This window comes from Ruegeria sp. S263, from assembly GCF_056780525.1.
Genome location: NZ_CM165558.1, coordinates 2904736 through 2917019, shown reverse-complemented (window position 1 = coordinate 2917019; position 12284 = coordinate 2904736). Strand labels below are relative to the sequence as shown.

Here is a 12284-nt window from a genome sequence, read left to right as displayed (position 1 = left end):
GGTGTCGGTTCAAGCGACTTGGATGCGGGTAAGGCTGATCTGTGTCTGGCATTCCACAGCAAAACGCCTAGCATGGCAGGATGAACCGCGAGCAGGACCTCTATCCCCCCATCAAAACGCTGTTAGAGCGTCAGGGCTATACCGTTAAAGGTGAGGTTGGCGCGGCTGATATCGTAGCCGTTCGTGATAGCGAGGAGCCAGTGATAGTCGAGTTGAAGCTGCGCTTTTCATTGGCGTTGTTCCATCAGGCCATCACCCGGCTGAAAGTAACGGATCAGGTCTATATCGGGGTAAGCAAACCGACAGGGCGCACAGCACGACGTGCTTTGAAGGACAATGTTGCGCTGTGCCGGCGTTTGGGGTTGGGCCTGATCACTGTCCGCGCGGATGGTGCAGTCGAGGTTCAGTGCGACCCCGGCCCTTATGCTCCGCGCAAAAACAAGGCCAAGGCTGCTCGGTTGTTGCGCGAATTTGATCGGTTGGAAGGCGACCCTAACGCCGGGGGCGCCACGCGGCATGGGATCGTTACTGCCTACCGTCAGGATGCTTTGAGATGTGCTGCCCATCTTGCCGAACAGGGTGCCACCAAGGGGGCCGAGGTCGCCAAGGCCACCGGTGTTTCTGAAGCCACCCGCCTGATGCGTGACAATCACTATGGCTGGTTCGACAAAGTAGAAAAGGGCGTCTATTGCCTGACCGAAGCCGGGCAGGAAGGGCTGAAGCACTGGGCTTACAGTTGGGAGCAGCCGGAATAGGACCCCACGTCAAAAAAACCTTCACGGCTTGTTGACTCGGGGATTTGAACTCCCTAGCTATGCGTCGTTATCACTCGCATACTCTGAGTGCTAACGCCCCGCCATCCGGCGAGGGGAGGATTAACAACTTTGAGCCCAAGGAGCTGCAAAGATGGCATTGAAACCGCTTCATGACCGTGTGCTGGTTCGCCGTACCGAAAGCGAAGAGAAAACTGCAGGCGGCCTGATCATTCCTGACAGCGCAAAAGAAAAGCCCAGCGAAGGCGAAGTCGTCGCGACCGGCGAAGGCGCACGCAAGGACAGCGGCGAGCTGATCGCAATGGCTGTAAAAGCTGGCGACAAGATCCTGTTCGGCAAATGGTCGGGCACCGAGGTTCAGGTCGATGGCGAAGAGCTGCTGATGATGAAAGAAAGCGACATCATGGGGATCATCGAGTAAGCCGCGCGCTTTCTCTGATCTTCATTCCCAACTTATTTCTCAAGGAGAAACGACATGGCTGCAAAGGACGTCAAGTTCGACACCGATGCCCGTAACCGCATGCTGGCAGGTGTGAACATCCTGGCCGATGCTGTTAAAGTGACCCTGGGCCCCAAAGGCCGCAACGTGGTTCTGGACAAATCCTTCGGCGCGCCGCGCATCACCAAAGACGGTGTCTCGGTTGCCAAGGAAATCGAACTGGAAGACAAGTTCGAAAACATGGGCGCGCAGATGGTGAAAGAAGTCGCCAGCCGCACCAATGACGAAGCCGGTGACGGCACCACCACTGCAACCGTTCTGGCCCAAGCCATCGTTCGCGAAGGTCTGAAGCAGGTTGCAGCTGGCCTGAACCCGATGGACCTGAAGCGCGGCATCGACCTGGCAACTGCCAAAGTCGTTGCAGGCATCAAAGACGCGTCGCGTGAAGTCAAAGACTCGGCAGAAGTTGCTCAGGTTGGCACCATCTCGGCCAACGGCGAAGCCGAAATCGGCCAGCAAATCGCAGACGCGATGCAGAAGGTCGGCAACGAAGGCGTTATCACCGTCGAAGAAAACAAAGGTCTGGAAACCGAGACCGATGTTGTCGAAGGTATGCAGTTCGACCGTGGCTACCTGTCGCCTTACTTCGTCACCAACGCAGACAAGATGATTGCAGATCTGGATGACTGCATGATCCTGCTGCACGAAAAGAAACTGTCTTCGCTGCAGCCGATGGTTCCGCTGCTCGAGCAGGTGATCCAGTCGCAGAAGCCTCTGCTGATCATCGCTGAGGATGTTGAAGGCGAAGCGCTGGCGACTCTGGTTGTGAACAAACTGCGCGGCGGCCTGAAAATTGCTGCTGTCAAAGCTCCGGGCTTCGGCGATCGCCGCAAAGCCATGCTGCAGGACATCGCAATCCTGACCGGCGGTCAGGTTATCAGCGAAGATCTGGGCATGAAGCTCGAGTCCGTCACCATGGACATGCTGGGCACCGCCAAGAAAATCGAAATCACCAAAGACGAAACCACCATCGTCGACGGTGCTGGCGAGAAAGCCGAGATCGAAGCACGTGTTGCTCAGATCCGCACTCAGATCGAAGAAACTTCGTCGGACTACGACCGTGAGAAGCTGCAAGAGCGCGTTGCCAAACTGGCAGGCGGTGTTGCTGTTATCCGCGTCGGTGGCATGACCGAAGTGGAAGTGAAAGAGCGTAAAGACCGTGTGGACGATGCTCTGAACGCAACGCGTGCTGCTGTTCAAGAAGGCGTTGTTGTGGGCGGCGGTGTTGCCCTGGTTCAGGCCGGTAAAGCGCTGGAAACTCTGGAAGGTGCAAACGCTGACCAGAATGCAGGCATCAACATCGTTCGTAAGGCAATTGAAGCGCCGCTGCGCCAGATCGCCGAAAACGCAGGTGTTGACGGTGCGGTTGTTGCGGGCAAAGTCCGCGAATCCGGCGACGTGGCATTCGGTTTCAACGCGCAGACCGAAGAATATGGCGACATGTTCTCGTTCGGCGTGATCGACCCTGCCAAAGTAGTTCGTACCGCTCTGGAAGACGCGGCATCGGTTGCTGGCCTGCTGGTCACCACAGAAGCGATGGTTGCAGACCGTCCTGCCAAAGAAGGCGCGGCACCTGCCGGCGGCATGCCCGACATGGGCGGCATGGGCGGCATGATGTAAGCTGTCTAAGCCTTAGTGCTTATGGATGGGGTCGCCTTCGGGCGGCCCCGTTTCGTTTGAAATGCCCGCTGCGCGGTCATGCCTCCGGCGGAAGTATTTTTGAACAGAAGAAGATCGGGGTTTTGGTTGCGGGAAAGTGAGTGTGCAAACGGCGTGGAACCCGCTATGCGATGGGTATGCGACTGTTTTTGCTCTCTGCCCTGACCATGTGCGCTTTTGCGGCGAATTCGATTCTTAATCGGTTGGCCATTGAAAGCGGTGCCGCTGATCCCGCCGGTTTTGCCGTTATGCGCGTTCTGGCAGGGGCTGTGGTGCTGGCGGTGCTGGTTTTTCTCAGAGGTGGGCATTTGCCGCTGCGATACACGCGTCGGATCGCCGGGGCGGGTTCCCTGTCTTTGTATATGATCGGCTTTTCGATTGCCTACCTGACACTGGACGCGGGACTGGGCGCGTTGATCCTGTTTGGGGTGGTCCAAATCACCATGTTTGCAGTGACATCGGTGACCGGAACAACTCCGGGCACCCGCCAGATTGCCGGGGCCGCGATTGCGCTTGGCGGGCTAGCTTGGGTGCTATGGCCGTCCGGTGAACTGCGCGTGGACCCAGTTGGAGCCGCCCTGATGACTGCTGCTGGGGTGGGCTGGGCCATCTACTCATTGGTTGGCCGATCCGAGCCGGACGCATTGGCCGGCACAGCGGCCAACTTTGTTGTCGCGTTGCCGGTCACCGCATTGGCCTTGTGGTCCGGCAGCACCGATTGGCACATGACTGCTAACGGTTACCTGCTGGCCGCCCTCTCTGGGGGTGTTACGTCTGGAATGGGCTATGCGCTTTGGTATCGTGTCCTGCCGCAGTTGGCACCGACCACTGCAGCGGTGGTCCAGTTGAGCGTTCCGATCATCGCGATTGTAGGCGGCGTCATCTTGTTGGGCGAGACAGCTTCGGTGCGCTTAATACTTGGTGCGACACTGGTGTTGGGTGGCATTGCGCTGGCGGTCCTTAAGTTGAAGCCGCGCTAGGGGTTTTAATGCACCCTGTTTGGGCTTATCTGGCCGCTATGAGATACCTGTTTGCCCTTGTTCTATTTCTTTTTCCTGCCGTGGCGCAGGCAAAGTGCGTCGTGTTGTTGCATGGGCTTGCGCGTACCGAGGCGTCCTTTACCGTGATGGAGCAGTTGTTCAAGGCGCATGGCTATACGGTCGTGCGGCCTAGTTACCCTTCAACGGATTTGCCGATCCCTGAGCTGGCCAACCAAACTCTGCCCGAGGCGTTTGCGGCCTGCGGCGACGACACAGTCAACGTCGTGGCTCATTCGATGGGGGGGATCCTTTTGCGGTATTGGCTGCAGGGTAACCAGCCTGAAAATCTGGGCCGCGCGGTCATGCTTGGACCGCCCAATCAGGGAAGCCAACTGGTTGATGAGTTGGGCGCATATGAGGTGTTTGGAATGCTGCACGGGCCTGCGGGTCTGGCGCTGGGAACGGGCCCAGAAGGAATCCCGGCCCGGTTACCGCCGGTTGATTTTGAGTTGGGGGTAATTGCCGGCGAAAATTCTCTGAACCCTTTGTTTTCCTCAATGATCGACGGCAAGGATGACGGCAAGGTTTCTGTCGAAACCACCAAGGTCGACGGGATGAAAGATCATATCGTCTTGCCCGTGACCCACACCTTCATGATGAATAACCCCCGCGTCATGGCTCAGGCGCTGCATTTTATCGAGTTTGGCCAGTTCGATCCGGAAATCACCTGGCTGGACGGGGTGCAGGATATTATTGATGAAATCTGCATTGGGCAGGATTGCTCTGAACCTGTCTCGGAGCCCTCTCAGTGACTGCTCTGAACCTGACGCTGACAGGTGCAGAGGTTCTGTTGCCGGACGCCGGTCTGACCGTTGCCAACCTGTCATTGGCCGAGGGTGTCTTTCAATCTGACTGTACAGGACGATCCATCGACCTGTCGGGGTATTTGTTGCTGCCCGGAATCATAGACCTGCACGGTGACGGATTCGAACGTCACATCGCGCCGCGCCGGGGGGCGATGAAACAGATGGATGAGGGTATCCTGTCGGTCGAAGCCGAGCTTGCCGCCAACGGGATCACGACCGCTGTCTTGGCGCAGTTCTATAGTTGGGAAGGCGGCGTGCGCGGCCCTGAATTTGCGGGGCAGGTGTTTGATGCAATCGCGTCGGTGAAAGGCCAGGTCGTAACGGACTTGCTGCCACAACTGCGGTTTGAGACGCATATGCTGGACGATTACAAGGGCTTGCCCGAACGTATCGCAGCGTGGCAAGTGCCCTATGTCGTCTTTAACGACCACTTGCCGCATGACCGCTTGGTAGAAGGGCGCAAACCGCCGCGCCTGACTGGACAGGCGCTGAAGGCTGGGCGCAACCCAGACAAACACTTTGAGATGTTGCTATCCATGCACGCTCGCAGCTCCGAGGTGCCTCAGGCGCTGGATGATCTCTGCGCGACGCTGGCGGGGCAGGGGGTGCGCATGGGCAGTCACGATGACGCGACCTCGACAACCCGGGCCGACTGGCGAAATCGGGGCGCGCGCATTTCTGAGTTTCCCGAAACGCTTGAGGCCGCCGAAGCCGCCCGCGCTGCCGGCGATCACGTTATTCTGGGATCCCCGAATGTAGTGCGTGGCGGATCGCATAAAGGCAATGCCAGCGCGCTGGACCTGATAGCTATGGGGCTGTGCGATGCTCTAGCCTCGGATTACCATTACCCCAGTCCACGCCGTGCCGCTTTGATGCTGGCCAAAAGCGGTCTGCTGGATTTTGCCGGTGCCTGGACGCTTGTGTCCTCTGGTCCGGCGCAGGTTCTGGGATTACAGGATCGTGGCACGCTGGCGCTAGGCCAACGTGCTGATTTGGTCATTCTAGACGCAAAGACACACCGGGTTGCCGCCACAATGGCAGCGGGTCGGATCAGCTACATGGCTGGTGATATCGCGGCCCGGTTCCTAGCCTGATCCACGTGCTTCATCTGGCTAAAAATATCCCCACCGTGGGCATCGCACGCCAGCGCGATTTCTTAGCGCATGATACGGTTGAAATGCCCCATCTTCCGACCTGCCTTAACTTCGGCCTTTCCATAGAGATGTAGGGCCACGTTACGCTCCTGCGCCAGTTCCGGCACGCGGTTCATGTCGGCACCGATCAGGTTTTCCATCACCACATCCGAGTGGCGCTGCTCGTCGCCCAAGGGCCATCCGGCCACGGCGCGAATATGCTGCTCGAACTGGTCGACGGCACAGCCGTTCTGCGTCCAATGGCCCGAGTTATGTACACGTGGCGCGATCTCGTTCACGATCAGGCCGCCGGGCGTTACAAACAGCTCGACCCCCATCACGCCCACATAGTCCAGAGCGTTCAGGATATTGGCCGCCAGCAAAACCGCATCCGTACGCTGTGCGGGGCGCAGACGTGCCGGGACCGTTGTGGTGTGCAGGATGCCGTCGCGATGCACATTTTCGCCGGGGTCGAAACAGGCCACCTGACCATCCAGCCCGCGGGCCGCAATGATCGAGATTTCGTGACTGAAATCGACGAACCCTTCAAGAATTGCAGGCGCGCCGGCCATGTCTGCCAAAGCGGTTTCGGCATCTTCGGGGGTGCGTAGTCGGGCCTGCCCCTTGCCGTCATAACCAAAACGACGGGTTTTCAGGATCGCAGGCGTTCCGATTTGTTCAATCGCGGCTGTCAGGCTGTCCAGATCGGTAATGTCGGCAAAAGGTGCGGTTTGCAGGCCGAGCCCTTGCAGAAATGTCTTTTCGGTCAGGCGGTCCTGGCTGACGCGCAGCGCCTCGCGGCCGGGGCGAATGGGACGGTGGGTTTCCAAAATGTCCAGCGCCTCGGTCGGGATGTTTTCGAACTCGTAGGTGATGACATCAACCGACTCGGCGAAGGCTTTCAAAGCGTCGGCGTCCTCATAGGCTGCCGTCGTCACCCGGTCGGCCACATGACCGGCCGGAGGGTTTGCGCCGGGCTCATAGATGTGGGTCAGAAATCCCAAACGGGCCGCTGCAACCGACAGCATCCGTCCCAATTGGCCGCCGCCAAGAATACCGATCGTTGCGCCGGGCTGCAGCATCTCAGTCATCGACAGGCTCCTGCGGGATCGAGGCCGAGAGCGCATCGCGCCACGTGTCCAACCGTGCGGCCAGAGCATCGTCCTGCAGCGCCAGTATGCCAGCGGCCATAAGCCCGGCATTGGCGCCACCTGCCGACCCGATGGCCATGGTCGCCACGGGAAACCCTTTGGGCATCTGCACGATGGAATAAAGCGAATTGACCCCGGACAACGCCCGCGTCTGGACGGGCACCCCAATCACCGGGACCCGCGTTTTCGAAGCCATCATGCCCGGCAAATGTGCAGCTCCGCCCGCACCAGCAATAATTACCTGCAGGCCACGCGACACGGCGGTCTTCCCATAGTCCCAAAGGCGGTCAGGCGTCCGGTGTGCTGAGACAATGCGCTTTTCATACGCCACGCCCAATTCATCCAGAATGTCTGCGGCTTCTTTCATCGTAGGCCAGTCCGATTGACTGCCCATGATGATCCCCACTTTCACGTCGCTCATCCGCTTGTGTCCCTGCGTTTCGAAAGAGCGCGCACTATAGCCAAATCCGCTTATGTGGCAATGCAGTACAGAGCGTTCAGGCGATGATATCCGGGGTCAGACGGTCTTCGATCAGGCGGATGACGTCTTTCAGGCGCAGTTTTTGTTTTTTCAGCCGTTTGATCGTCAGTTGATCGGACGTGCCCTTGGCCTGCAACGCTTCGATTGCCTCATCCAGATCGCGGTGCTGGCGGCGAAAAACCTCCAGCTCCACCCTTAAAACCTCATCTGTTTTCATTGAAAGATCGGTGGGCGCGTTCATGGGCGACTCGGTTGTTATTGTGGTGCTTGTCACACAAGATAGTGTGTCAGGCGTTATCCCGCCAGACCTTGTGGACATCCTGGTTTCTTCCCATATTCTATAGCATGCGGTTGCCAAAAAGGGGCCGCAAAACACGTCGCTTTGACAATAAAGGACGAAAATACGTGTCAAAACTTACTCTTGGCTCATACCCGCATCTTCTGGGGTTCGAGCAATTGGAACGCCTTTTGGAACGGTCTGCAAAGGCCGGAAATGAAGGATACCCGCCCTATAACATCGAGCAGACCTCGGATTTTTCGTATCGTATCACTCTGGCGGTAGCCGGGTTCGCGGAAGAGGATCTGTCGATCACCATCGAAGATCGCCAGCTGGTGATCCGGGGTCGTCAACGCGACGACAGCGAGGGGCGCATCTTCCTGCATCGCGGCATCGCGGCGCGTCAGTTCCAGCGCATGTTCGTGCTGGCCGACGGTGTCGAGGTGGGCGAGGCGATCATGGAAAACGGTCTGCTGCATGTGGATCTGACCCGCGCCGTGCCGGAAACCGTGGTGCAAACGATCAACATAAGAAAGGGGTAAGAGCAATGAATACACCGATAGAACTGAACGCCGAAGGCGACCGGATCGTCTATGTCAAAACGGTCGAAGTCGCTGATCTGCCTCGGGAACTGCGCGAACAGGCAGGGGATCTGGATCTGCTCTATGCTGTCCACGACTCGGACGGTCAGCAACTGGCGCTGGTCGCCGACCGCAAGCTGGCGTTCAACCTTGCGCGCGAGCATGACTTCTCGCCGGTGGCCGTGCACTGAGCACGGCCCCTCTGACGTTTTCCACGTGACATCTGCTGTCCGTCGGGCGAGTTATGCGAACCGGAGACGGTTTGCATAAGAAAGAGCGCGCGGAAATGAGCTGGTTTGATTTTGACTGGGTAGATGCCTTTACCGACAGGGCATTTGGTGGAAACGGTTGCGCCGTGGTCCACGGTGGGGCGGCCCTATCTGACAACACCTCGATGGCCTTTGTGCAAGAGACCTCGCTTGTCGAGTGCACGTTTACAGGACCGTCCGAGGTCGCCGACATCCGGGTCCGCTACTTTCTGGCCAGCCGAGAATTCCCATTTGCCGGTCATCCAACCATTGCGACTGTCGCGGCCATGCGGTCCCGTGGGTTAATTCAGGGAAATACGCTGACGCTGGAAACGGGTGCCGGTGTTGTTTCGATCCGCCTGATCGGGGATGAGATCGAGATGATTCAGGTCGCGCCACAGTTTGGTGCGTATGTTCCCGCCGATTTGGTGGCTGCGGCGACTGGTTTGTCTCAGGACGACATCATATCTCCTCCGCAGTTTGTATCTACGGGACTGCCTTTTTGCGTTACGGTGCTGCATGATCACGACGCCTTGCGAGCAGCCAAGTTGAATGTCGAGGCGCTTCGGGATGTGTCAGAAATGGCAGGGTTTTCTGGGTCTGACATGGCGGAACCTTTTCTTGTCACGCTGAAGGGCGCAACCGATGCAGGAGACACATTCTCGCGCTTGTTGCTGGCGCCACCCAGCCCGCCCGAGGACCCCTTTACCGGTTCGGCAACCGGGGCGATGGCCGCCTATCTGTGGAAACACGGTCTGATGGCGAAGGATAGGTTCACAGCCGAACAGGGGTACGACATGGGACGCCCCGGTCAAGCGACCGTGACCCGCGTCGGGCCTTCTGATGCGATGACTGGTATAAAGGTTGCCGGGCGTGGTCACGTTCTGATGCGTGGTCAGGTCAACCTGCCAGAGGTGTCTGTATGACCGAACCCGCCATTGCAATATTGCCTTATGGAAATCGTTTGGGGCCAAAGCTGTCATCGCTACCCCTGGCTGACCTGATCTGGCCCGAGGGGTGCCCCGAGCGACTGATCGGCAAATCCGTCGGGGACCTTGAGCCCACCGATCACTTGATCATGTACCCCAATTCAACTGTGCATCTACGCCTGCGCCGGGGCACCCGTGCGCAGATTTCCCTGATGATGGGCGAACCTTCGGCCATCCACGCCAAACACGACCGGATGCTGCGCTGGACGTGGCGGCGGTTTTTCCGCGTCCTGACGTTTCATGATGTTTTGCTGCAAGGTATCCCGAACGCGGTATTCCTGCCCTATGGCGTCACAATGATTCCAAACTGGCGCGAATTGGATGTGACCAAGTCAAAATCCTGTTCGTTGATCGCGTCAGGCAAACGTGATCTCGAAGGGCATCAGTTGCGCCACTCTGTCATCGACTGGGTGCGGGAAACTGATGCGGACGTGGATATCATGGGGCGGGGCTATAACCCCTTTGACCAAAAATCCGACGGCCTTGCGCCTTATCGCTATTCCGTAGTGATCGAAAACGTGCGCGAGAAAAACTATTTCTCCGAAAAACTGACCGACGCGATCCTGTGTTCAACTGTGCCGATCTATTGGGGTTGCCCGAATATCGACGATTTCATGGATAGTTCGGGCATGATCATATGTGAATCTGAGGCTGATATTCAGCAAGCGATCCAATCTCTGTCGCCCGAGGATTACGCAGCCCGCTTGCCTCGGTTGCAAGCGATTCAGGCCAAGGCTGCGGAGTTTGGGGATTTCGAAGGCCGCGCGGTCGCAGCCCTGCGCGCAGAACTTTAACCAGAAATGCAAAAGGCCCTCGCGCTGCGGGGCCTTTCATAGAACATATGCGCTGTCTTAGGAAGCTGCGATCAGGCCCATGCTTTCCAGCTTGAGCAGCACCTGATGGGCGCAGTTGTCGACATCGACATTCTCGGTCTCGACGCTCAACTCGGGGTTTTGGGGGACGTCATAAGGGTCAGAAATTCCTGTGAATTCCTTGATCTTGCCTTCGCGCGCCAGCTTGTACAGGCCCTTGCGGTCGCGACGTTCACATTCCTCGATACTGGTCGCGACGTGAACTTCACAGAAGGCACCGAACTGTTCGATATCTTCCCGAACCGCGCGGCGCGTGGTTGCGTAGGGCGCAATCGGTGCACAAATAGCGATGCCACCGTTTTTGGTGATCTCGCTGGCCACATAGCCGATGCGACGGATGTTCAGGTCGCGGTGCTCTTTCGAGAAGCCCAGTTCCGACGACAGGTTCTTACGCACAATGTCGCCATCCAGTAGCGTCACGGGGCGGCCACCCATTTCCATCAGCTTGACCATCAAGGCGTTGGCGATGGTGGATTTGCCCGAGCCCGAGAAACCGGTGAAAAACACGGTGAAACCCTGTTGGCTGCGCGGCGGTTTGGTCTTGCGCAGCTCGGCCACAACCTCGGGGAAGCTGAACCATTCGGGGATTTCCAGACCTTCGGCCAGACGGCGGCGCAGTTCGGTGCCCGAGATGTTCAGGATCGTGACGTTGTCCTTGTCTTCGATCTCGTCATTCGGCTCGTACTGGGCGCGCTCTTGCACATAGACCATGTGTTTGAAGTCAACCATCTCAAGGCCGATCTCGTCCTGGAACTTGCGGAACAGATCCTGTGCGTCATAGGGGCCGTAGAAATCTTCGCCTTGGCTGTTCTTGCCTGGGCCAGCGTGGTCACGCCCGACAATGAAGTGGGTGCAGCCGTGGTTCGCGCGGATCAGGCCGTGCCAAACCGCCTCGCGCGGGCCTGCCATGCGCATGGCAAGGTTCAGCAGCGACATCGAGGTGGTCGAGGCCGGGTATTTGTCCAAAACCGCCTCATAGCAGCGCACGCGGGTAAAGTGATCGACGTCGCCGGGCTTGGTCATGCCGACAACCGGGTGGATCAGCAGGTTGGCCTGCGCTTCTTTGGCTGCGCGGAACGTCAGTTCCTGATGCGCGCGGTGCAGCGGGTTGCGGGTTTGGAACGCAACGATGCGACGCCAGCCCAGCTTGCGGAAGTAGGCGCGCAACTCGTTCGGGGTGTCGCGACGGGCGCGGAAATCATAGTGGACGGGTTGCTGGATGCCGACAACGGGACCGCCCAGATAAACCTTGCCTGCCACGTTATGCAGGTAGTTCACCGCCGGGTGTGCGTCATCATCTGCGCCGAACACTTTCTCAGCCTCGCGCGCCTTGTCCGGGGTCCAACGGTCGGTCACGGTCATGGTGCCAAGGATCACACCCTCTTGGTCGCGCAGGGCGATGTCCTGACCTAGTTCGATAGTATCGGCAAACTCTTCGCTGACGTCCAGCGTGATGGGCATGGGCCACAAGGTGCCGTCGGCCAGACGCATGTTGTCTACGACGTTGTCGTAATCAGCCTCGGTCAGAAACCCCTTCAGAGGGTTGAACCCGCCAATCATCAGAAGCTCCAGATCGCAAATCTGGCGGGGGCTCAGGTCCCAGCTTGTCAGGTCAGCGGCTTCTACTTTCAGTTTCTGTGCGGATTCGTAGGAAACATATAGTTCAGGGATCGGAGCGAGATTGCTTAACATCGTCATTGGAATACTCTTGTCGAAGTGCGGTTTTGCCAGTGATTCAAGGGCGTTTGCGGGGCATTTGCCCCGACCGTTGGGCG

The 12284-nt window shown here is 58.2% G+C and carries 14 protein-coding genes; 10 read left to right on the top strand and 4 right to left on the bottom strand.

Going from position 1 to position 12284, the window contains the following annotated elements:
• Positions 1 to 80: 80 nt before the first annotated feature.
• The 6 genes from ACT2B1_RS14550 (at position 81) to ACT2B1_RS14525 (ending at position 5871) form a co-directional block, all read left to right on the top strand.
• On the top strand, positions 81 to 755 hold the full coding sequence (locus tag ACT2B1_RS14550; RefSeq protein WP_171120233.1) for a DUF2161 domain-containing phosphodiesterase: 675 nt from the start codon (positions 81 to 83) through the stop codon (positions 753 to 755).
• Between the two features lie 151 nt (positions 756 to 906).
• Positions 907 to 1194: a co-chaperone GroES gene (gene groES, locus ACT2B1_RS14545; RefSeq protein ID WP_170352338.1), complete on the top strand. Its 288-nt coding sequence runs from the start codon at positions 907 to 909 to the stop codon at positions 1192 to 1194.
• Positions 1195 to 1248: 54 nt separating this feature from the next.
• Complete coding sequence (groL, locus tag ACT2B1_RS14540) at positions 1249 to 2892, top strand: chaperonin GroEL (RefSeq protein ID WP_171120235.1); 1644 nt, start codon at positions 1249 to 1251, stop codon at positions 2890 to 2892.
• A gap of 176 nt (positions 2893 to 3068) precedes the next feature.
• On the top strand, positions 3069 to 3911 hold the full coding sequence (locus ACT2B1_RS14535; protein ID WP_481668002.1) for a DMT family transporter: 843 nt from the start codon (positions 3069 to 3071) through the stop codon (positions 3909 to 3911).
• 38 nt (positions 3912 to 3949) lie between these two features.
• On the top strand, positions 3950 to 4723 hold the full coding sequence (locus ACT2B1_RS14530; protein WP_171239784.1) for an alpha/beta fold hydrolase: 774 nt from the start codon (positions 3950 to 3952) through the stop codon (positions 4721 to 4723).
• Entirely contained in the window at positions 4720 to 5871 is a 1152-nt protein-coding gene (locus ACT2B1_RS14525; RefSeq protein ID WP_481668001.1) for an alpha-D-ribose 1-methylphosphonate 5-triphosphate diphosphatase, read from the top strand. Before ACT2B1_RS14530 ends, ACT2B1_RS14525 begins: the two co-directional genes overlap by 4 nt.
• Positions 5872 to 5933: 62 nt before the next feature.
• Here the strand turns inward: ACT2B1_RS14525 and ACT2B1_RS14520 are convergent, their stop codons facing one another.
• From ACT2B1_RS14520 to ACT2B1_RS14510, 3 genes are all read right to left on the bottom strand, one after another.
• Positions 5934 to 7001, bottom strand: coding sequence for a 5-(carboxyamino)imidazole ribonucleotide synthase (locus tag ACT2B1_RS14520; protein WP_171239600.1), 1068 nt, complete (start codon positions 6999 to 7001; stop codon positions 5934 to 5936).
• A complete protein-coding gene (purE, locus tag ACT2B1_RS14515) occupies positions 6994 to 7482 on the bottom strand; it encodes a 5-(carboxyamino)imidazole ribonucleotide mutase (RefSeq protein ID WP_481668000.1) in 489 nt (162 codons plus the stop codon). Before purE ends, ACT2B1_RS14520 begins: the two co-directional genes overlap by 8 nt.
• 76 nt (positions 7483 to 7558) lie before the next feature.
• Complete coding sequence (locus ACT2B1_RS14510) at positions 7559 to 7783, bottom strand: YdcH family protein (protein ID WP_171239601.1); 225 nt, start codon at positions 7781 to 7783, stop codon at positions 7559 to 7561.
• A gap of 164 nt (positions 7784 to 7947) precedes the next feature.
• On the opposite strand from ACT2B1_RS14510, the gene ACT2B1_RS14505 reads away from it, so the two are divergent.
• The 4 genes from ACT2B1_RS14505 to ACT2B1_RS14490 all read left to right on the top strand — a co-directional run bounded on the left by ACT2B1_RS14505 (position 7948) and on the right by ACT2B1_RS14490 (position 10431).
• Entirely contained in the window at positions 7948 to 8361 is a 414-nt protein-coding gene (locus tag ACT2B1_RS14505) for an Hsp20 family protein (RefSeq protein WP_058275530.1), read from the top strand.
• Between the two features lie 5 nt (positions 8362 to 8366).
• Positions 8367 to 8591: a DUF1150 family protein gene (locus tag ACT2B1_RS14500; RefSeq protein WP_171120244.1), complete on the top strand. Its 225-nt coding sequence runs from the start codon at positions 8367 to 8369 to the stop codon at positions 8589 to 8591.
• 95 nt (positions 8592 to 8686) lie between these two features.
• Entirely contained in the window at positions 8687 to 9574 is an 888-nt protein-coding gene (locus ACT2B1_RS14495; RefSeq protein ID WP_481667999.1) for a PhzF family phenazine biosynthesis protein, read from the top strand.
• Entirely contained in the window at positions 9571 to 10431 is an 861-nt protein-coding gene (locus ACT2B1_RS14490) for a glycosyltransferase family 10 domain-containing protein (RefSeq protein ID WP_171212208.1), read from the top strand. The genes ACT2B1_RS14495 and ACT2B1_RS14490 overlap by 4 nt, the downstream gene beginning before the upstream one ends.
• A 57-nt stretch (positions 10432 to 10488) precedes the next feature.
• Here the strand turns inward: ACT2B1_RS14490 and ACT2B1_RS14485 are convergent, their stop codons facing one another.
• Entirely contained in the window at positions 10489 to 12207 is a 1719-nt protein-coding gene (locus ACT2B1_RS14485; RefSeq protein ID WP_481667998.1) for a bifunctional sulfate adenylyltransferase/adenylylsulfate kinase, read from the bottom strand.
• Positions 12208 to 12284: the final 77 nt, after the last annotated feature.